We start from the raw sequence: 21,041 nt of genomic DNA, 5'->3' as shown, positions 1-21,041 counted from the left end.
ACTTCGAAGTACAAAATTCCCCAACGGATATACATCAATTATTGAATAAAAATATCGAATGAAAACAGATTTGATCTATGGCGTAGAAGACCGCCCCCCATTTAAAGATGCCCTGTTTGCTGCCTTGCAACATCTGCTGGCTATCTTTGTAGCCATCATTACACCTCCTCTTATCATTGCGAGCGCACTGAAGCTGGATGTTGAAAAAACAAGCTTTCTGGTATCTATGTCCCTTTTTGCTTCGGGGGTATCTACGTTTATACAATGCCGTCGTATCGGTCCGATAGGAGCGAAGCTGCTCTGCATCCAAGGTACCAGCTTCTCCTTTATCGGTCCTATCATAGCGACCGGATTAGTAGGCGGACTTCCGCTGATATTCGGCTCCTGTATAGCTGCCGCACCTATTGAAATGGTCGTCAGCCGTACCTTCAAGTATCTTCGTAATATCATCACCCCGCTAGTGTCCGGCATTGTCGTACTACTGATCGGATTGAGTCTGATCAAAGTCGGTATCGTTTCCTGTGGCGGCGGATATAGTGCGATGGACGACGGCTCCTTCGGTTCGTGGGAAAATCTGTCCATTGCGGCACTCGTACTGTTGAGCGTCTTGTTTTTCAATCGCTGCAAAAACAAATACCTGCGCATGAGTTCCATCGTGTTCGGTCTTTGCCTGGGTTATGGACTGGCTTTCGCCCTGGGAAAAGTAAATATGAGCGCACTAAATGTCGAGATGCTGATGAGTTTCAACATCCCGCAACCTTTCAAATACGGTATTGATTTTAATATCTCTTCATTTATTGCCATTGGCTTGGTCTATCTGATCACCGCCATTGAAGCCACAGGAGATGTGACAGCCAACTCTATGATTTCCGGACTTCCGATTGAAGGTGATTCTTATCTGAAACGTGTTTCCGGCGGTGTGATGGCAGATGGCTTCAACTCTCTTTTAGCAGGTATATTCAACTCCTTCCCGAACTCCATCTTCGCACAGAATAACGGTATCATCCAATTAACAGGAGTTGCCAGCCGCTATGTAGGCTATTATATTGCCGCTATGCTCGTTCTGCTGGGATTATTCCCCATTGTAGGAGCTATATTCTCTCTGATGCCCGATCCGGTACTGGGAGGCGCCACCTTATTAATGTTCGGTACAGTAGCGGCAGCAGGTATCCGCATCGTTTCCTCACAGGAAATAGGCCGCAAAGAAACCTTAGTCTTAGCAGTCAGCCTATCTTTAGGTTTGGGTGTGGAACTAATGCCGGACGTATTAAAACAAGCTCCAGAGGCAATTCGAAGTATTTTCTCTTCAGGAATCACCACCGGAGGTTTAACTGCAATTGTTGCTAATATGGTAATTAGAGTGAAGTAATAGGTAATAAATAATAGGTAATAAGTAATATGCCATGCGGGTAAAGCTACCGGCAGCTACGATTATTACCTATTACCTAATACCTATTATTTATTTCTAAATTACTCATTTTATCTGTAATCCGAAAGGGGAAATCTGGATACTCGTAGAGGCTGAAACGAGGTTCGGTTTCCCCTTTTGTATAGCTCCAGATAGAAGCGTAGTCTTCCGGGTCTTCCCCCATCTTGCTGAGTTGGCGTAGATAAGCTGCCAGTGATTTATTCTCTACGATATAGATTTGTCCCATCTGATCGATAATAGGGCTATGGTGACGGGTACCGTCATGTTCGAAGCGAAGAATTCGTTTGCCTTCCTCAGTCAATCCTACCAATTGGAAAGTCATACTCTTGCCGATAGCAGGCAGATTCAGTACACTGCGGTCGGTAGCAAGGAAAGGCAGATGATGCTTTCTCATGAACCGTCTTATTTGTTTGGCGGTGTCAGCATCTTCTTTCGTTTTTTCTTCATTTATACCTGCACTGACTTTGGTCTCCAGTATCTTATACAATTCTTCCGCCTGTTCCGGAGTCATCTGTCCGTAAATTTTCTCTTCCTGCTGTTCCTGCATTGAGCGACTGTTGGGGGCAAACACCGCATAATTCTCATTAAATCCCTTCACCGAGAACGTATAATAACATACCACTCCCAGTGAATTGAGTACCTGGCGAAGCCGCGTAGTATGTCCTCTGCGTGAGGCAGCCACCGTATATACCAACTGGTTCGTAATAATCCATCCGGCAGAAAGAATCTTCCGAATTGCTTCTTTAGCCTCGGGGGTAACCTCCAGCGGTGTCTGAAAATGAGTCTGAATGATAAACTGCTTGACGCCAACAGCCGAAGCCTTTTCCTTAAACTCCCGCAAAATGTCAACCAACTCGTCATTAATACGCATCGGCAAATAAGCCAATAAACGAGAACCCAGTCTCACCCGTTGCAATTCCGCATATTTCTCACCTTCCGGACGTTCAAGATTCGCCCTTTGTTTGCGTACCGCCATACGATACACCGCTTCTAATATATTCTTCAACGTCTTATTCTGACTCATCAGCGCATCGCCTCCCGTAATCAGAATATCGCGTAACTGCGTATCCTGTTCAAAATAGGTCATCAACCGTCGCAACTTACTGTCCCACGACTCCTTCGGTCGTAACGTCTCAAATTCAAAATTCAGCCGTTCACTCTGAAAGTCATACATACGCTGGCAAGATGCACAAAGCCCTCCACAAGCCCGTCCCATCGTATCAGGAATAAGGATAGCCACCTCCGGATACCGTCGGTGAATATTATGTCCGTCCGGCAAGAGCCATCCGGCAGCATTCGGCTTTCCTGCCTCCACAATATCTTCCTTCTCCCATGCACGAATATTGCCATACGTCTCCACTAATCGTGGCGAATAAAGTATATAACTCCGAATCGCTTCATCATTATACCCATACCCCGTCACATTCAGCAACGACAAATAATAAGGCGTAGCAAAGAACGGCATTCCCTTTTTACGTGCCCGATTCAACAAATACATCGTCTCCGACGAAAGTGAATTTCCTAAAAAGCGATTCAACTCAGCCGGACTTTTCACAGCCATCGACAAATGAAAGCGGAAATCTCCCCACCATTTGCTTACCAACTGATACTTCTCCTCATAACTCATCCCTTCCTCAAAATGGAACCGTACCGAAGGCTTCGACTTCCGGTTCTCAATCTTCTGAATCAACAGATGCAGCATCCGTTCCTTATTCTCATCCCGCATCTCCCGCACTTCCTCATCCAATCCGGTATCCCACCGGTCATTCCGGCTCTTGATGCGCTGCGGAGACGGCGAAGGAACATTTTCCCCCTGCAAACGTTTGAACAACTGGAACAATTCTACAAACAAATCCGTCGGCATCTCTATATTCTCCAACTTCTCCGTCAGAAACTGATAAAGCAACCGTATCGTCTGTACCGAAATATCCTGTCCCGTAGACAGTTCATGAACATCCTGTCCATCATACTGGAGTAAGAGTCGAATTTGCTCCCTTGCCTCCTCCGCAACCTCATTAACCATCCCGCAACTATCCAGATGTTTTAGCAGACCAGCCTTAAAGTCCTCCACTGTCGGACTCACCGCCGCCATCTCTACCAACTCCGGCATCTCCTGCGTGTATATTTGTTTCAACTGCGAAAAAGTAAGTACAAGCATTTTCTTTTGTTTCATAAGCATCCTCTATATTATTATATTATTTATTGATTAGTAACGACCTATCCCTCCGCACGGTTCCCCCGGCCTCGACTGCCCGGCTACTCCGGTCTTATTTACGGCGTTAAAAAGGGCAGACTGTTTGAGCGAAGCGAGTTTCTGCCCTTTAGCCGGAAATGAGACCGGAGTAGCCGGGCAGGCGCAGCCTTGATTTTTTCTTTTTGGTACTTTTTCTTTTGCATCAAGGCAAAAGAAAAAGTACATAAAGATAATAAAAAAAGCGGAAGTATGCCACTCCCGCTTTTCCTGCTATGCTATTCTTTACGATTTTCTAACATTTACGCGACCTTATTTTTTCGTTTCCGTGTCGTCGTTCTTCCTTTTCGGTTCCTTTTTGGCAAGGAGCACTATATTATATACATAGTCCGTCATCCACTGTTCCGAATACCCCAGGCGTTCCTTGTATTGGCGGACAGTCGCCGCAGTCTTGTGCACATCATCAGCCTTCCACACCGTCTTCGTACAAACATCGTGTACCGTCTTCTGCGTCATCCCGTAAAGCGCCTTCTTGAATATAGACGGCATACGGAACTTCCATTGCATCAGATTTCCCATCAGCATCATCAAGTCGTTGGAAAAACCTTGATACATAAACAGATACGACTGGATATCATTCTGCGTACGGCAATTACGCTTCACGGAGCTGTCGATCTCCTTAAAGAAACTTTCATTCAGTCCGTAGTCCTGCATCAGCATTTTGCGTGAAGCTGACTTTTCTGCCAGTCCCAGCTTACCTCCCTGCGTAGGAATCTTGAACAAACGTTTGAAGTTAGCCACATCCGGTAAAAAGCGGATGTTGGTAATACCTAAGTTAGTAGCGATGACTGACTGGAAATAAACCCGGGTCAGTGATATGAAATCTTCTACATTGCCGACTTTTGTTTCATCGGATTTCTTTTTGAATAAACCAAATAAGCCCATCGTTATATTTACTATTTTATAATTTACAATTTACAAATCGTGTGTGGAGATTTTAATGAGCCGCAAAGGTACGAAAAAGTGTTGGTTTTCACCAACATTCCAAGTCCTTTTCGATGTCCGGCATGGTCTCTTTCCTGAAAACAGGACTTTGGATGCCCGCTTTCTTCTGGGCACGATAGTCCGAGAGCAGGCGGATGGCATACTTTCCGAGAAAGATAATGGCGATCAGGTTGCAGACAGCCATCAGAGCCATCGTGATGTCCGCCAGACTCCATACCAAATCGAGTGTGGCGACAGACCCGAAAAGTACCATGCCGCTGACCAATATCCGGTAGGTGTGGAGCACCCATTTCTTTGCGGTGATGAAACGGATATTCGCTTCACCGTAATAATAATTTCCCAAGATACTGCTGAATGCGAAGAAGAACAACGCTACGGCAACAAAGATGCTTCCGGAAGCACCGATCTCATTCGTGAGCGCCTGTTGGGTTAGTTGCACCCCATTGGAGGAACCGTCCAAAGGAGCACCGCTGAAAAGAATGATAAATGCCGTACAGGTGCAATTTAATAAAGTATCGGTAAATACTGCCAGCGTCTGTATCAACCCCTGTTTGACAGGATGAGTGACGTTGGCCGTCGCTGCTGCATTCGGAGCCGAACCCATACCGGCCTCATTGCTGAATAATCCGCGCTTGATACCCTGCATCAGCGCCATACCGACACCTCCACCCAATGCCTGTTCCCAGCCGAAGGCATGACTGATGATGAGAGATATCACTTCCGGCAGATGCGTGATATTAAGTAATACGATGACCAGTGCCAGTCCTACATATCCTAATGCCATAACCGGGACGATAATGCTGCTTACATGCGCTATCCGGCGGATACCACCGAAGATGATGACAAGAGTCAGAGCGGTAAGCACTCCTCCCAACACCGTATGATTGAATCCGAACGCATGTTCGGCAGCAGCACAAATCGTATTGCTCTGTACCGAATTGAAAGCAAAACCGAAAGTAATGCTGATGAGCACAGCGAAAAGTATCCCCATCCACGGCTGTTTCAATCCCTTCTTCATATAATAAGCCGGGCCTCCGACAAAAGAGTCCTTCCCGCGTATCTTATATAACTGTGCCAGGGTAGATTCGATAAAAGCGCTCGAAGCTCCCAGCAGGGCGATCACCCACATCCAGAAAACAGCTCCCGGTCCGCCGATGGCGATGGCGGTGGCCACCCCTGCCAAGTTGCCCGTACCCACACGGCTGGCAATCGTAATAGCGAATGCCTGAAAAGATGAAACATGTTTCTCGCCCTGTTTTCCTTTTCCGGCGGACTCGCTGAGTAATATAATCATTTCGCGAAGCATACGGAACTGTACGAACCGCGTTCGGATGCTGAACCAGACGGCACAGCCCAGTAACATGATAATCAGGATGTATGTCCAGAGTATATCATTTATTTCATTGATAAAGTTCATAGTTAGGTTTTTGAAAAGAGTAAATCGTAATATATCACTCGTTTTTCATTCGGAAATAAAATTTATGATTTTCGAATACGGGCTCTACTATATCATACCGAACAAATTTGGCAAGCAGATGTTCGGCGGCACGTCGGGAAATACCGGTCTGCCGACAATACCGGTTGAGTGAAAGCAGCGTTCCCTGTTCCAGCAGGTCGAGCAGGAGTTGTTCGCGTTCCGTATAGCGGATCAGTTCTCCCCGCGGGCTGCCACTTTGTTGCCATACACGCAGGTGGATAGGGGTAGCCAGTATATTCTCATCCTTGATGCGGAGATAGGCGAGAGGCTTTCCGTTTTCGTCTTTCGCATAGACAGGCTTGTGCGGATTCTCTTCGATGGTGGCTACTAATACCTGTTTGCCTTCCACGATATATGTTTGTAAAGTATAATCTATCTCCGGGATGCAATAAAGTTGTGCGGCTGCTTCAATCATATATTTTTCCTCTTCAGATCGTACGCCGGCTATTCGTCCATTGTCTTTCACGCCGATCAATAGCCGTCCTCCGTCGGTATTGGCAAAAGCCGACAGCGTTTTGGCAATCTTGCGTGCGTCGGAAATTTCGAATTTGAAGTCCTGTTGCTGATGCTCTCCTTCAGCTATCAAAGTATGTATGTGATCCGTATCAGTAAGCGTTTTCATGGCTACAAAGGTAGGGAAAAATGGTGAAAAGCCTTTTTTTTAGCTTATTTTCGCAGATAAATTCAAAAAAAATATTGTTTTTATGCGTTTATTTCGGGAAACAGTGTATTTTTGCGACACATTATTAACGAAAAAAATAAAAGGATTATGAAAGAATTGGTAGAAAAAGTAGCAGCTCTGTATGCTGACTTCTCAAAAGATGCTAACGCTCAGATTGAAAACGGTAACAAAGCAGCAGGAACTCGTGCTCGTAAGGCTTCTTTGGAAATCGAAAAAGCAATGAAAGAATTCCGCAAAGCATCTTTGGAAGCTTCTAAAAACTAAGAAATAGAAGTCTACTAAGATATCAGGAAAAAAGAAGAGGATGTGTCGTGAGATGCATCCTCTTCTTCTATTTATACCTCCTTCTCTTTTCTGAAACCCGAAATATCGGACGAATGTGCTATTTTTAAGATTACATTGAAAAACGGTCACTCTAAAAATAACGAACTAGAGAAAAATCTGCATAAATAAATGCAATAATATACGAAAAAAAAACATTCTTTGCATGAAACTACATGAAATATACACCTTTTCAAAACAAAAAAGTATCTTTTGGTTTTAAACCAAGGGGGTGTTTCTTTAAAACCAACGCCTCCTTCCTCACCGACCAACCTGTTTTCCGTCGGTAAGGAAGACCTGAAAAAGCTGTTTTTGCTTAATTTTCTTCTAATTGATCCATAAATACCGGGAAAATAAAAGTGTCATTCGGAACTGTTTTTCTTCAGTAAGCGATCAGAATGATCAGTGAAAAAGAATTATACTTCTGATTTGACCGATAAACTCTTTGAATAGTAAAAAAGAGGAATCCTGTATTTGTGAATGATGGCATTTTTATGCCTTTCTTTAAAGTGGGATACAATTATGCCCTTCTTTCACTGTTTAAATATTCCTTTTTTAAGAAAGGTCCTTTTTTAGTGATCAATAGATGTCGCTATATGTGAAAAGTTATTCATGGTAATTTGAATAAATGAACTCAATCTTTCCCTATTTGTTGTTTCGTTTTTCGGTGATACTGATTTTCGGAGTGTCTTATTCTGAAAATTGGTCGTGTATATGCGTATTAGGCAATTATAGTTGCTGAAATATGTGTATATTTATTGTGTAATATTTAATACTGAGTACAATGTTAAAAGTAGTAGCATTTATGAAGCAAGTAGCCGAAGAGCTACGGATGGGGGGAAACTTTGGTACGGCGCACGTATATCGCAGCAGCACCAATGCCATCATTGCTTATTGTGGGGAAGGGGATTTTTCTTTTGACGAGGTCACCCCGGAGTGGTTGAAAGGTTTCGAGATACACCTTCGTGGGAAGGGATGTAGCTGGAACACCGTTTCCACTTATCTAAGAACATTTCGTGCGGTGTACAATCGTGCCGTCAACAGTAGGATGGTCGTTTATACGCCCCATCTGTTCCGCTCTGTTTATACGGGCACGCGTGCGGACCATAAGAGGGCATTGTGTGATGAAGATATGAAGAAGGTATTCACCAGACTGCCTTCATCTTCCGCCATACCTCTTGCCGTGAGGCGTGCGCAGGACATGTTCGTGCTGATGTTCTTGCTTCGTGGTCTGCCGTTTGTCGATCTCGCTTATCTGCGTAAAAGTGATTTGAGGGATAACGTGATCACTTACCGCAGGCGGAAGACAGGCCGGCCCTTGTCGGTGACGCTTACTCCGGAAGCGCTCGAACTATTAAAGAAGTATATGAACCGCGACAGCCATTCGCCCTATCTCTTCTCACTGCTGAAAAGCGGAGAGGGAACAAAGGAGGCTTACCGGGAATATCAGTTGGCATTGCGCAGCTTCAACCAGCAGCTCACGCTCTTGGGGGAGGTATTGGGACTGAACGATAAACTGAGTTCATACACCGCCCGCCATACATGGGCTACAACAGCCTATTATTGCGAAATTCATCCGGGTATTATCTCCGAAGCTATGGGGCACTCGTCCATCAAGGTGACCGAGACTTATCTAAAACCTTTCCGTAATAAGAAAATTGATGAGGCTAATAATCAGATTATTGATTTTGTAAAACATTCAATAGCTGGAGTAGTATCTTGAAAATGAATCTGTTACTTTCTAGGTAACGGAGCTAAATAGCGTTGCAAAGATGGATATATTTTGGAAAACATGCAAACAAAAAAGATATTTTTTCTGATAAACTACTAAAAAAAGAGAAATAATACGATAAAACAACGGATTTCTTTCTATTAGGGACCTGTTAACCTCTGATCAAGATACAAAGAATTTCCTCCCCTCTGCCGCATGTCTGAAGCAGGGGTAAATATGTTTCACTGTAAAATAGTCTGGTTTTTCATATAGATAGCTCCACAGGAGTCAGGACAAAGGTTTACCCGTTACCTAGAAAGTAACGGGTAAAGGCTGTTTGGCCCGTATGCTTCATAGTGTATTATATAAGGGAAATAAAGGTTGAATGAATTAAGAAAAGGAGGTCGCACGAGAAATGAACGGAACAACACATGGGATTTAAAATCAAAAGTGAGAAATTATATTTTTATTATTTTTTTAATTTATAAATTAAAAGTTTTTTATTATGAACAAAAAGTTTTTAAATGCTGTCCTGTTTGGAGCGCTGATAGCGTCCTCGGCAGGTACATTTACTTCTTGTAAAGACTACGATGACGACATCAAGAGTCTGCAGGAACAAATTGACAAAAGCGGAAGCACCGTTGGCGATCTTCAGACTCAGCTGACAACGCTGAAGAGTGCTGCAGAAGCTGCACAGGCTGCTGCTGATGCTGCAAAGACAGCTGCTGCAGAAGCTAAGACTGCCGCAGAAGCTGCAAAAACTGCCGGCGACCAGGCTGCTGCCGATGCTGCTACAGCGAAAGCGCTGGCAGAAGAAGCGAAAGCTGCCGCTGCGCAAGCAAAAGCAGATGCGATAGCGGAAGCCGCAACACAGGTTGAAGCATTGAGAAATTCAATGCAGGCTGCTATTGACAACAAACTGGATGTGACAGTACACGAAGCTGCTGTAAAAGCACTCGGTGCTCAGATTGAAGGTATCGAAACAGGTTTGAGCAATCTTGCCAACGGAGCAGTGAAAGAAAATACCGAAGCGATCAAAAATGCTCAGGATGCTATCGAAACGTTGATTACAGCAGATAAAGACTTGCAGACTCAGCTCGACGCTTTGAAACTTTATGCAGAAGGTGTAAAAGATATAGCTGACGCTAACAAGGAAGATATCGCGGCAGCGCAGGAAGCTATTGAAGCTGCACAGGATGAGATTAAGAAACTTTGGGATGAAATCAACGGTGAAGGCGGTCTGAAAGCTTTGATCGGTGAGAATAAATCTGCCATTGAAGCGCTGAAGAACTCTACAGCTCAGGATATTGCTGACCTCGAAGATAAGATCAACGATGAGCTGGATGCTATCAAATCGGATATCTCAGGTATTCAGGGTGACATCAGAACCATCAACAGCCAGATTATTACTATCAACGCTGACTTGGTGAGCCTGCACACTTTGATGACTTGCCGTCTGACAAGCATCACGTTTGCTCCCGACTATATCGTAGACGGTGTGGAAGCGATCAAGTTCAACTCATTGAAATATGCTCCGATGGGAAGCGGTGAAAATGCTGCTATTCCTACGAATTATAGTATTTCTACAGCTGCTTTGGCAACTGCAAGCTACCACTTCAACCCGGCTAGCTTCAAGTTGGGCAATGCTGACTATAGCTACTTGGATCGTAGCGCTACAGTGATCAACACTCGCGCGGCTGCCAGCCAGTGGGTTCAGATCAGCGGTACTCCGGTTGCTAACGCTGCAACGGGAACAGTGGACTTCAAACTGCTTCGTCTTAACGTCCATTCTACTCAGCCGGCAGAAGATAAAGTAAACATGGTTGCTTTGCAGGCTACTCTGAAGGGTGATGCTGTAGACAAAGACGAGACTAACGTAGTGGTTACTTCTCCGTATGTATCTATCTATGATGACGTACTGGCTGCACCGGACGTTCGCATCTCTGACAAAGCTACTTTAGTTTCAGGTGCTGACGGTGCTCATTATGCAACTACTTTCACTGCTTGTAAGTCAGAAGCTGTTCGCTATACAACTCCTTACGATCAAGTATTCAACCTGAAAGACCTGGTGGCTACTTGCTTCGGTAACGGTAATCACAAAGAATTCCCGATCGAAGACTATAAGTTGTCATATAAGTTCTCTGTAGCTTCTTCTGATTACAACATCATTGAAGGTGAAACTTCAACCAACCAGCAGAAATGGGTGGTATGTAACGACGCTGCGGCAGGTTTGTACCAGGCAGAAGGCTTCAATAAAGAAGCGATCGGTCGTACTCCTATCCTGAAAGTGGAATTGGTAGACGAAGCAGGCAATGTAGTACGTCGCGGATTCGTGAAGATCGAATTTGGTGTGACGAAGCAAGATGACCTCGTAGTAGGTGACAAGGCTTATGACTTGGTAGCTAAATGTACTGAAACAGCTGCTGAATACACTATCACAGAGCAATTCATCCGTGAAAATGTTTACCGCGTTATTACTAACGGTAAGGAAACAAGCATGAGCCACGAAGAATTCTGGAACTTGTATGATGCTTCCGGTGCTGTTGCTGTAGTGAAGAAGAACAACCTGTCACACACTATGACTCTGCCGAGAATCGTTGACGGTGATACTTCAGTAGGTACTGCTACGAAGAAGATCGTATGGTCATTTAATCATGGTGAACTGGGTAAGATCGGTGCCGGTGGTTCTCAATTTGTTGCAACTGTAACAGTGAAGAACAAGCTGACTTCTTCTGAATATCCTGCAAGCATCACATTCAAGTTCACTGTAAACGTGAAGTTGCCTGAACTTACTTTGGATGCTACTGAAAATGATATTTACTGGACGAAAGATGGTGATGAGTACAAGTACTTCAATGTAAATGTGAGTGTACCTAACTCAGTTGCTTCTCCTGCAAGTGATTGTCAGTTCAGAAGAGCATTGACAGAAGCTTACTCTGCTTACACTGTGAAAGGACTTCCGGGTTGCGAATCTGCTCGTTACAAAGTAATCAAGACTTACTCTAACGGTAACTTGACTTCTCCTGTAATGTCTGGTGTTCAGATCGACGGTAACTATATCACCCTGGATAAGAGCAATGCTGCTGTGAAGGCTGCGTTGAACAGCGCAAACGGTCTGCAAGCTGTCGTTGCACACATCTACACGATGAGCAATGGCGACGAAGTGACTGTTAACGAATTTATGGTTGACTTTATCCGTCCTGTTAACTTGAACATGCCGAGCGGTATTGCAGTAATAGACGCTAAGACTGGCGGTGATGTTGCTGACTTCCAATGGAATGGTCTGTTGACTGACTGGAGAAACGAAGCAATTGTAAAAGATAGCTGGTCATGGGTTGAAAATGTTCATTCTTACTGGAAGAGAGTTTGTACTCCTGAATTCGAATATGTTCAAGGTCACGAAGAAATGGTTACACCGGCTCAGTTGGATGTAGAATATGGTACGATTAAGTTTACTACCACTACTGTGACTACTATGTATACAGGTAAGGCTACTTATAGATACTATAACAGATTGGGTGGATCTACTAAGAAGACTTACACAACTGAAGAGTTCTTGACTCAGGCAGAAGTTGACGCTTCTCTTGAAGCACAGAAATTAGCTGGATGGCCGTTGATATATCCACATGTTGAATTAGATGGCGATATTATATATACGGAAGTTTCTAAACCTGCAAGCACTACTATTGAGTACGACTATGTGAAGAGTATCAACTATGTACCGGCAACTTACAAGTGGGTTGAAGGTAACTGGACAATGGTTCCTCACAGACACACTGAAAAGCCTGCATTCGAAGGAACATCTTACGGACAGATCTCAGGATGTTGGGAATGGACGAAGAAAGAGTGGGGCAGACCGGATTGGAATCCTGGACAATACTGGTTCTTCTATGGTCCGTTCGGCGATGTAACACTGGATTTGAACAAAGTAACTACAAGCTTGGAATACAACGGTAACAAGTTGCCTGATGGCGCTACTTTGGTTCAGACTGGTAACACTGTGAAGTATGTGAATGTTAGCTCACCGGTTGGATATACTTATCAGATATTCATTCCTGCTACAGTAAATTACGGCTGGGGAACTACTTCTTCTACATTGACTATTACAGTTAATCCGAATAACTAAGAATCGCAAATGTCAATGAATTCTTAGACATTCAACAACAAAAGGGTGCTCTAATCAGAAAAGGGCACCCTTTTCACCATAACAAGTACATTCTGCATACTCTGTGATAAGACATAAAATATATAAAATTATGAGAATAAGAAATTTATTAATAGCCATACTTACTGTCGGCAGCACAGTAGCATTCGCTCAGGAACAGCGACAAATCAAGGAAGAAGGCAAGACTGTGTTCAAACCTCATTGGTTTATGCAAGTACAGGCAGGAGCTGCTCACACAGTAGGCGAAGCCGATTTTACAGATCTGATCTCTCCGGCAGCAGCTGTCAATGTAGGGTATAAGTTTGCACCTGCATTTGGAGCCCGTTTAGGCGTAAGCGGTTGGCAGGCAAAGGCAGGATGGGTCACTCCTTCTCAAACCTATCAGTACAAATATCTGCAAGGCAATCTGGACCTTATGGCAGACCTCAGTACTTTATTTTGTGGTTTTAATCCGAAACGTGTATTCAATGGATATATTTTTGGCGGCGTAGGATTGAATCATGCTTTCGACAACGACGAAGCAAACGCACTGGACACAAGATCTCATGAATTAGAGTATTTATGGCAGGACAAACAAAATCTTATAGCCGGACGTATGGGATTGGGATGTGATCTGCGCCTCAATGACCGGCTGGCTATTAATATTGAAGGAAACGCAAATGCACTGTCCGACAAATTCAACTCGAAAAAGGCAGGCAACTGTGACTGGCAATTTAACGTATTAGTGGGCCTGAACATCAAATTAGGAAAAAGCTATAAGAAAACAGCTCCGGTATATTATGAACCGGAACCAATAGTAGAACAACCTAAACCACAACCTGTCGTGAAACAGCCCGAACCGGAACCTGTGGCAGTGGTAGTGGAACCTATGAAACAGAATATATTCTTTGCTCTGAACTCCGCACTTCTCCAGAAAGACCAGCAATCGAAGATCGATGCAATGGTGGCATACATGGAAAAGTATCCGGCAAGCAAAGTTGCCATAACCGGATATGCCGACAAAGAAACCGGTAATCCGAGAATCAATATGACTTTATCAGAAAAACGTGCGAAGATTGTTGCCGATGCCTTGAAAGACAAAGGAATAGCGCCGGACAGAATCGTTACGGATTTTAAAGGAGATACAGTACAGCCTTTCCGGGTGCCTGAAGAAAACCGGGTAAGTGTCTGTATTGCAGAATAATATTTTCCCACTTCTCATGCGGGTATATACCCCATTCCTCTATTCTATTAATAAAAGTATGAGGGACCTGCATGGGAGGTAAAAGAGGAAGCCCGTGCTTGTGAAAGCCCGGACTTCTGCAATGAACCCTTTCTTCACTTGTTAGTGAAGATAACCCCACAGGGAACAGATGGAAAGCAATGCTTGTGAAAGTCTTCTTTCCCGATATCTGTTCCTTACAGAGGATGCCCCTCACATTTTTCCCACGGGCATCCTCTTTTTTTATATATAGACTGATTTTATTATAAAGTCTGATTGTTTTGTTTATAGAGAACAAAATACGAGTGATTTGGTTCGTTATCAACCGGCATTCCGATTTAAATCGTATATTTGCGTCTGTAATCAGATTGGGTCCATGAACGAAAATGTCCTCACTAAACTAAAGATACTTGCAGAATCGGCCAAGTACGATGTATCCTGTGCATCCAGCGGTACAGTGCGCTCCAACAAACCGGGCATGCTGGGCAATACCGTAGGTGGTTGGGGAATCTGTCACAGCTTTGCCGAAGACGGACGGTGCATCTCCTTGCTCAAAGTCATGCTGACCAATTATTGTATTTACGACTGTGCCTACTGTATCAACCGGCGCAGTAATGATCTGCCTCGCGCCACGTTATCCGTCTCCGAACTAGTAGAGCTGACGATTGAATTCTACCGGCGCAATTATATCGAAGGCTTGTTTCTTAGTTCCGGTGTGGTCCGTAGTCCGGATTATACAATGGAGCGGCTTGTGCGTGTGGCGAAAGACTTGCGTCAGGTGCATCGCTTTAACGGATATATTCATCTGAAAAGCATCCCCGGAGCAAGCCGGGAACTGGTGAATGAAGCCGGGCTGTATGCCGACCGCCTTAGTGTCAACGTAGAAATCCCGAAAGAAGAGAACCTCAAACTGTTAGCTCCCGAAAAGGATCATAAGAGTGTTTTCGCTCCGATGAAGTATATCCAGCAAGGCGTGTTGGAAAGCAAGGAAGAACGGCAGAAGTTCCGTCATGCTCCCCGTTTTGCGCCTGCGGGACAGAGCACGCAGATGATTGTAGGGGCTACCTCCGAGTCGGATAAAGATATCCTTTACCTTTCGTCGGCACTTTATGGGCGACCGACGATGAAGCGTGTTTATTACTCCGGATATGTCTCCGTGAATACGTACGATACACGCCTGCCTGCACTGAAACAACCGCCTCTGGTACGTGAGAACCGTCTTTATCAGGCGGACTGGCTGCTACGTTTCTATCAGTTTAAAGTGGATGAAATCGTAGATGACGCATATCCTGATCTAGATCTGGAGATAGACCCGAAGCTCTCGTGGGCTTTGCGTCATCCGGAACAGTTTCCTGTCGATATCAATAAGGCGGATTATGAGATGTTGCTCCGTGTCCCGGGCATCGGGGTGAAGTCAGCTAAGTTGATTGTGGCATCCCGTCGTTTTTCCCGTCTGGGCTTTTATGAGTTGAAGAAGATAGGCGTGGTGATGAAAAAAGCGCAGTACTTCATTACGTGCAGGGAACTGCCTTTGCAGATGCAGACGGTGAATGAGCTTTCTCCGCAGCGGGTACGCAGTCTGCTGCTTCCGAAGCCTAAGAAGAAGGTGGACGACCGCCAGTTGATACTGGATTTTGGGGAATAAATGGAGTTTCAGATGTTGTAAACCGGAAGATAATGAACGTCTATATCTACGATAAAACTTTTGATGGTCTGCTGACTGCTGTCTTCGACGCTTATTTTCGTAAGACCTTTCCCGATTTCCTGTTATCGGAAGGGGATGCTTTGCCTTTGTTTTATGATGAATTGCATACGGTGGTCACCGATGAAGAGAAAGCCGCCCGTGTGTGGCGTGGCTTGCAGAAGAAAGTCTCTTCTTCCGCGCTTGGCTGCCTCACCCAGTGTTGGTTGTCGGAATTGCCGGATATAGGGATGGTTATCTTTCGTTATATTCGTAAGGCGATCGACGCTCCCCGTTCTATCGAGACTAACTTCGGCGATCCGGATGTGCTTCTGCTTGCCCAGATATGGAAGAAGGTGGATGGCGAACGGATGCATCTGATGCAGTTCGTGCGTTTTCAGAAAGCGGCGGACGGTACGTTCTTTGCTGCCTTCGAACCGCAGTATAATGCCTTACCGCTTACCATCCAGCATTTCAAAGATCGTTTTGCCGATCAGAAGTGGATTATCTATGATATGAAGCGGCGTTATGGCTTTTACTATGATTTGCAGGAAGTGACTACGATTTCTTTTGATGACGACAGCCGGGAAGCTCATCTGATTACGGGGATGCTGGACGAGAGCTTGATGGATGAAAATGAGAAGATCTTTCAGAAGCTCTGGAAAACGTATTTCAAGGCTATCTGCATTAAAGAACGCATGAATCCGAGGAAGCATAAAAAGGATATGCCTGTCCGCTACTGGAAGTATCTGACGGAGAAGCAGAAGTAGGCTTATTCTATCCGCTGCACCGTCACATCCGGAAATTTCTGCATCAACGAAAGTAAATGTCCTTCATCATTGTTCCGTTTTGATTTGATGACCATTGTGACTTGATAAGATTCCATTTCACCCGAATGCTGTGTTTCCATTTCGTAAGAGACAATCATATAATCTTTTGAATTAAATCTGTCCGCTATCTGTTTCAAGCTGTCTTTGTTGTTAGTAGAGAAGGAGATCATCGAACTTTTCATGCCTACACTCTTGAAGATGTAGCTGAGCAGTTCCAGTCCGATCAGAGTCAGTACGGTAGTGGCTATGCCGATGGTGTACATTCCCGCGCCGACTGCCAGACCGATGCCGGCTGTAGCCCATATGCCGGCGGCTGTGGTCAGTCCACGGACGATTTGTTTCTGTAGGATAATGGTTCCTGCACCGATGAATCCGATGCCGCTGACTACTTGTGCCGCTACACGGCTAGGGTCGAGCGTCACACTGTTTTCTTTGATGATCTCTTGAAATCCGTATTGCGAAACGATCATGATCAGGGCACTACCCAATGATACGAGGAAGTGAGTGCGGTATCCGGCTTCTTTGGCACGATATTCACGGTCCAGTCCGATGATGGCTCCCAGTATTCCTGCCACCAGTAATCTTAACATAAAATCAACGTTCAACATCATAGGTTCGGTCTCCTTTCTTTTCTTTGTTTGTTTCTTCTGTTTTTTTCTTTAAAAACGGTTAGTCCTATAAATATACAATTCTTTTCTCTTTTTGTGCTATTAATTTAGTAATATTTGAACGTAGCATCTGCATTTTATCGTATATTCGCAGACAAAACCGTGCATTACGCCAAAGATTGAATAAGAAATGAAGAAAAGGATATTTTACATCATTAGTTTTCTGGTGATATTTTGTATAGAGGTGTTCATAGCCTTGTATGTACGTGATAGCTTCGTACGTCCTTATATGGGAGATGCTTTGGTCGTGGTGCTGGTATATAGTTTCGTACGTATATTTATACCGACAGGGGTTCCCCGTCTGCCGTTTTACGTTTTCCTGTTCGCTTGTTTTGTCGAAGTGCTGCAATATTTTCAGTTGGTGGAAACTTTGGGAATCACCAACCGTGCATTAAGAATCATTTTGGGCTCCACGTTCGATTGGAAAGATATTGTCTGCTATGGAGTAGGATGTATCTTTATCTTTCTGTTTGAGCAAATATTCAGACGCCGTTAATTGGAATAACAGACTTTCTTGTTTGGCGATTGCTTATTGTACATTCTCTTTATCTTCGTTTTTTGAAGTCGGATTCAGATCGTGTCCGCAATACTTGCAGAACTGCGCATTGTCTTCATGACCTGACCGATGGCAGTTCGGACATTCTTTGTCTCTTCTCCGTTTGTAGTCCTTCATCATGGAGGCGGACACAATGCCGGTAGGTACCGCAATGATGGTATAACCGATCAGCATGACGCAAGCCGAAAGAAACTTTCCCAGTCCGGTGACAGGAGTTATATCTCCGTATCCTACGGTGGTCATCGTGACAATAGCCCAGTAGATACTGTTCGGAATGTTATTGAATTGAGAATTGGGCAAAGTTCCTTCGATCATATACATTAACGTTCCGATGGAAGTAACCAAAATCACAACAAAAAGAAAGAAGACCGCAATCTTTTTACTACTTTCCCGAAGTGCGGTGAGCAGTCGTTCGCCTTCATTCAAGAAATTGAATAGCTTAAAGACACGGAATACCCGTATCAATCGAAATGCACGGATGATAAGCAGATAGCGTGCTCCCGGAAAGATCAAACCGATGTAAAGCGGCAAGGTAGCCAACAGGTCAACAATGCCGAAGAAACTGAATATGTATTTCTTCGGGCGGGGAGAGCAATATATTCGTGTCAGATACTCAAAAGTAAAGAAAGCAGTGAAAAGGTACTCCATTACGACAAATGGGGTAGTCAGATAAGAAGGGAGCCCTTTCAGGCTTTCTATAATGACTAATAATACACTGGCAAGGATACAGCCGATAAGAACCACATCAAACAGCTTTCCCGAAGGAGTGTCAGATTCGAAGATGATGACGTACAGCTTATGTTTCAGCTTTTGGTCATTCATAAAATAATGGATTCTTTCTTTTAGTTTCATGAGAATAAACAGTTGACAGGCCAATATCCCAATAACCTGTATTTTACCTATTACTTATTACCTATTACATTAATCTATTACCCAATGCTTGTTATATGCAACCGTCTTCTTTGGATCATAGTACATTCCCTCTTGTGTAGGTATCTGGAGAACGTATGTTTTTCCGGTCCTGTTCTTTAGGGTTTGTTCGCGTAGCCAAGGGTTCGCATCTCGAAGTTGGGCGTACGTGATTCCCTGCTGTTTGGCAAAATCGCTTAGGTTGGCAATGGGGGTGGTGACCGTTATCTCTTTGTAGGAGATAGGCGGGTACAGGTGTTCCTTTTTCAGCAGGAATCCATATCGTTGAGGATTCTTGAATATTTCTTTGACTGCCAGCAGGCGGAACATATAGCGGGAAGTCTCTTCTACCAGCCATAAGTCCATTGCGTGGCTGGCAAGTTGCTGGTCCAGTTGAGAGGAGATTCGTCCTTGTCCGGCATTATAGGCGGCAGATACAGCCATCCAGTCTCCGTATTTGGCATAAGCCTGTTTGAAATATTTGCAGGCGGCTACCGTTGCCTTTTCGATGTGATAACGTTCGTCTACGTTCTCATTTACTTCGAGTCCGAATTCGCGTCCGGTAGCAGGCATGAATTGCCATAATCCGGCTGCACCGGCCGGAGAGCGGGCTATGTTGTTGAGGTTACTTTCGATGACCATCAGATATTTGAAATCGTCGGGGATACCGTTCGCTTTCAGAATCGGTTCTATAATTGGGAAGTAACGGTTCGCACGCTTGATAAGCAGCATGGTGGTGGAGTGCATATAGGTGAACGCCATCATCTCCCGGTCCATCCGCTCGCGGCGGTCGTAACGGCGGAGGTCGATCGTCTCTCCGTCAAAAGTCACCTGCTCGGGAACGGTAGGTGAGGTGACGCAATAAGGTACTTCCGATTTGGCGGAATGCTGTTCGTCTACATGACTGCTACCGATCAGAATAGGCAGGGTAGCTCCGATGCAGAATACTAATATAAAGGTTAGAATGTAGTTGATCTTGGTAAATTTCTTCATTTTCTGTTTTCTTTTAGTCATTTGATTGGTTCTTATTCCAATATCTGGCAACCACGGCAATAATAGATGCTACCGCCAAGATAATTCTCCTTGACAATGGTTTCTCCACAACGGGGACAGGCTTTGCCTGCCGTGTCTTTAGAGAGGCAAGCTGTATACTTGCCGTTTTCTCCGAACAGGTCCGATTCCGTGTTTCGTCCACCCTGTCGGTAGATATCGTTCATGGTTTCCTTTACTTGATAGAACAAATTTTCTTTCTCTTTGTCTGTTAATGCTGCTATTTTTTTCTTTGGATGGATGTGGGCATGATACAGAATGTCCTGTAAGACACCGTTTCCCAGTCCCGGAACAGTCTGTTCGGTAGCCAGAAAGGCTTTGGCGGATTTCTTCTGCGCACTTTCATCATTAATCAGTCCGAGGAAATATTCTTTGCTGAAAGCGTCCGACATGACCTGCGGCTTGCTTTTCGCTGTCCGGTAATATTCGGAAAGCATGCCCGTAGCAGCATTCTTGTCATAGCACATGAGTCCGCCATACATTCTCACGGACGCTATAAGGCAGCTTTCATCTTCGAATGCAATAAGTAACTGATGTTTGGCCGGCAGCTTGGTCCCTGGAGTCAGATAGCGCAGATTTACTCCGTCCGTGAGTACGAGCACTTTATCTTCTATTGTAATCTCTACCATACCTCCCTGAGACTGCGCACTGTTTATCCTCTTATCGACTAACCATTCGGCAAACTCATCGGAATTGCCGTTAAACCAAGCGAATTTGTGAGGGCTGAATTGAATAAATACATCTGATATTCTTTTTCCTACAACTGTCTCAGTGAGTTGTTCGCAGAGATAACGGGCTTCGGGTGCTTCTATCATATAGTCTCTATTTCTGATTTTATAAATGTTCTCATGCAAATATAATATTTATTAGTCAGAACTAAACAAATCCGGTGGAACAAAATCAGGTTGCTGCAATATCTGCCCTTTATTATCACTGTTAAGAAATGAAATCTCGATTTCTTGTGTAGGATAATGACTATATGTGGTTGGAGGAAAAGTATATGAGTTTTGCAAAGCGTATATATAAATATTCAAAACAAAGTGAAGGATTCAAACTTGTTCTAAAGTTTAATTTCCTCCACGATGTTCTGAATATCAAGTTAAAGTCTAGTTATTTTATTTGATATAGATGGCTTATAGATAGTCAGTAAGTATCTTATCAGCGT

16 protein-coding genes are annotated in these 21,041 nt (G+C 44.3%); 8 read left to right on the top strand and 8 right to left on the bottom strand.

The features are described 5' to 3' along the window. Positions 1–58: 58 nt before the first annotated feature. Entirely contained in the window at positions 59–1,369 is a 1,311-nt protein-coding gene (locus KTR07_RS17950) for a nucleobase:cation symporter-2 family protein (RefSeq protein WP_008764627.1), read from the top strand. A gap of 76 nt (positions 1,370–1,445) precedes the next feature. Here KTR07_RS17950 and KTR07_RS17945 read toward each other — a convergent pair whose 3' ends face one another. From KTR07_RS17945 to KTR07_RS17930, 4 genes are all read right to left on the bottom strand, one after another. Beyond that, positions 1,446–3,602, bottom strand: a complete 2,157-nt coding sequence (locus KTR07_RS17945; RefSeq protein WP_070750166.1) for a KamA family radical SAM protein — start codon at positions 3,600–3,602, stop codon at positions 1,446–1,448. 330 nt (positions 3,603–3,932) lie between these two features. Then, a complete protein-coding gene (locus tag KTR07_RS17940; protein WP_008760131.1) occupies positions 3,933–4,565 on the bottom strand; it encodes a hypothetical protein in 633 nt (210 codons plus the stop codon). An 88-nt stretch (positions 4,566–4,653) separates the two neighbouring features. Continuing rightward, complete coding sequence (locus tag KTR07_RS17935) at positions 4,654–6,042, bottom strand: sodium:alanine symporter family protein (RefSeq protein WP_011109272.1); 1,389 nt, start codon at positions 6,040–6,042, stop codon at positions 4,654–4,656. A 34-nt stretch (positions 6,043–6,076) separates the two neighbouring features. Beyond that, positions 6,077–6,724: a helix-turn-helix domain-containing protein gene (locus KTR07_RS17930; protein ID WP_011109273.1), complete on the bottom strand. Its 648-nt coding sequence runs from the start codon at positions 6,722–6,724 to the stop codon at positions 6,077–6,079. A 147-nt stretch (positions 6,725–6,871) separates the two neighbouring features. On the opposite strand from KTR07_RS17930, the gene KTR07_RS17925 reads away from it, so the two are divergent. From KTR07_RS17925 to KTR07_RS17900, 6 genes are all read left to right on the top strand, one after another. Next, positions 6,872–7,048: a histone H1 gene (locus KTR07_RS17925; RefSeq protein WP_008760134.1), complete on the top strand. Its 177-nt coding sequence runs from the start codon at positions 6,872–6,874 to the stop codon at positions 7,046–7,048. A gap of 841 nt (positions 7,049–7,889) precedes the next feature. Beyond that, complete coding sequence (locus KTR07_RS17920; RefSeq protein WP_070750149.1) at positions 7,890–8,828, top strand: site-specific integrase; 939 nt, start codon at positions 7,890–7,892, stop codon at positions 8,826–8,828. Between the two features lie 493 nt (positions 8,829–9,321). Further along, positions 9,322–12,942 carry a cell surface protein gene (locus KTR07_RS17915; RefSeq protein WP_070750148.1) on the top strand — a complete coding sequence of 1,207 codons (3,621 nt, stop codon included), beginning with the start codon at positions 9,322–9,324 and terminating at the stop codon, positions 12,940–12,942. A 130-nt stretch (positions 12,943–13,072) separates the two neighbouring features. Continuing rightward, on the top strand, positions 13,073–14,164 hold the full coding sequence (locus tag KTR07_RS17910; RefSeq protein WP_062695530.1) for an OmpA family protein: 1,092 nt from the start codon (positions 13,073–13,075) through the stop codon (positions 14,162–14,164). Between the two features lie 394 nt (positions 14,165–14,558). Beyond that, positions 14,559–15,827, top strand: coding sequence for a putative DNA modification/repair radical SAM protein (locus tag KTR07_RS17905; RefSeq protein ID WP_008764634.1), 1,269 nt, complete (start codon positions 14,559–14,561; stop codon positions 15,825–15,827). 32 nt (positions 15,828–15,859) lie between these two features. After that, entirely contained in the window at positions 15,860–16,633 is a 774-nt protein-coding gene (locus tag KTR07_RS17900) for a TIGR03915 family putative DNA repair protein (RefSeq protein WP_070750147.1), read from the top strand. A gap of 2 nt (positions 16,634–16,635) precedes the next feature. Here KTR07_RS17900 and KTR07_RS17895 read toward each other — a convergent pair whose 3' ends face one another. After that, positions 16,636–17,304, bottom strand: a complete 669-nt coding sequence (locus KTR07_RS17895) for an MgtC/SapB family protein (RefSeq protein WP_055217087.1) — start codon at positions 17,302–17,304, stop codon at positions 16,636–16,638. A gap of 187 nt (positions 17,305–17,491) precedes the next feature. Here KTR07_RS17895 and KTR07_RS17890 point away from each other — a divergent pair, with 187 nt between their 5' ends. Beyond that, positions 17,492–17,857 (top strand): DUF2809 domain-containing protein, encoded by a 366-nt coding sequence (locus KTR07_RS17890; RefSeq protein ID WP_070750146.1) that lies wholly within the window; start codon positions 17,492–17,494, stop codon positions 17,855–17,857. A gap of 33 nt (positions 17,858–17,890) precedes the next feature. Here the strand turns inward: KTR07_RS17890 and KTR07_RS17885 are convergent, their stop codons facing one another. The 3 genes from KTR07_RS17885 to KTR07_RS17875 form a co-directional block, all read right to left on the bottom strand. After that, positions 17,891–18,769 carry an ion transporter gene (locus KTR07_RS17885; protein WP_070750165.1) on the bottom strand — a complete coding sequence of 293 codons (879 nt, stop codon included), beginning with the start codon at positions 18,767–18,769 and terminating at the stop codon, positions 17,891–17,893. 69 nt (positions 18,770–18,838) lie between these two features. Next, complete coding sequence (locus KTR07_RS17880; protein ID WP_181981933.1) at positions 18,839–19,819, bottom strand: lytic transglycosylase domain-containing protein; 981 nt, start codon at positions 19,817–19,819, stop codon at positions 18,839–18,841. A gap of 32 nt (positions 19,820–19,851) precedes the next feature. Beyond that, on the bottom strand, positions 19,852–20,691 hold the full coding sequence (locus KTR07_RS17875; protein ID WP_011109283.1) for a DNA-formamidopyrimidine glycosylase family protein: 840 nt from the start codon (positions 20,689–20,691) through the stop codon (positions 19,852–19,854). Positions 20,692–21,041 lie beyond the last annotated feature (350 nt).

The organism is Bacteroides sp. MSK.20.82, from assembly GCF_019052485.1.
GTDB lineage: Bacteria > Bacteroidota > Bacteroidia > Bacteroidales > Bacteroidaceae > Bacteroides > Bacteroides thetaiotaomicron.
This window is presented reverse-complemented; position numbering and strand designations above follow the sequence as displayed.

Excerpts from the sequence above, each read along its gene's own strand:
- KTR07_RS17950 (WP_008764627.1), top strand. The coding sequence starts at position 59 with ATGAAAACAGATTTGATCTATGGCGTAGAAGACCGCCCCCCATTTAAA.
- KTR07_RS17945 (WP_070750166.1), bottom strand. The coding sequence starts at position 3,602 with ATGAAACAAAAGAAAATGCTTGTACTTACTTTTTCGCAGTTGAAACAA.
- KTR07_RS17940 (WP_008760131.1), bottom strand. The coding sequence starts at position 4,565 with ATGGGCTTATTTGGTTTATTCAAAAAGAAATCCGATGAAACAAAAGTC.
- KTR07_RS17935 (WP_011109272.1), bottom strand. The coding sequence starts at position 6,042 with ATGAACTTTATCAATGAAATAAATGATATACTCTGGACATACATCCTG.
- KTR07_RS17930 (WP_011109273.1), bottom strand. The coding sequence starts at position 6,724 with ATGAAAACGCTTACTGATACGGATCACATACATACTTTGATAGCTGAA.
- KTR07_RS17925 (WP_008760134.1), top strand. The coding sequence starts at position 6,872 with ATGAAAGAATTGGTAGAAAAAGTAGCAGCTCTGTATGCTGACTTCTCA.
- KTR07_RS17920 (WP_070750149.1), top strand. The coding sequence starts at position 7,890 with ATGTTAAAAGTAGTAGCATTTATGAAGCAAGTAGCCGAAGAGCTACGG.
- KTR07_RS17915 (WP_070750148.1), top strand. The coding sequence starts at position 9,322 with ATGAACAAAAAGTTTTTAAATGCTGTCCTGTTTGGAGCGCTGATAGCG.
- KTR07_RS17910 (WP_062695530.1), top strand. The coding sequence starts at position 13,073 with ATGAGAATAAGAAATTTATTAATAGCCATACTTACTGTCGGCAGCACA.
- KTR07_RS17905 (WP_008764634.1), top strand. The coding sequence starts at position 14,559 with ATGAACGAAAATGTCCTCACTAAACTAAAGATACTTGCAGAATCGGCC.
- KTR07_RS17900 (WP_070750147.1), top strand. The coding sequence starts at position 15,860 with ATGAACGTCTATATCTACGATAAAACTTTTGATGGTCTGCTGACTGCT.
- KTR07_RS17895 (WP_055217087.1), bottom strand. The coding sequence starts at position 17,304 with ATGATGTTGAACGTTGATTTTATGTTAAGATTACTGGTGGCAGGAATA.
- KTR07_RS17890 (WP_070750146.1), top strand. The coding sequence starts at position 17,492 with ATGAAGAAAAGGATATTTTACATCATTAGTTTTCTGGTGATATTTTGT.
- KTR07_RS17885 (WP_070750165.1), bottom strand. The coding sequence starts at position 18,769 with ATGAAACTAAAAGAAAGAATCCATTATTTTATGAATGACCAAAAGCTG.
- KTR07_RS17880 (WP_181981933.1), bottom strand. The coding sequence starts at position 19,819 with ATGAAGAAATTTACCAAGATCAACTACATTCTAACCTTTATATTAGTA.
- KTR07_RS17875 (WP_011109283.1), bottom strand. The coding sequence starts at position 20,691 with ATGATAGAAGCACCCGAAGCCCGTTATCTCTGCGAACAACTCACTGAG.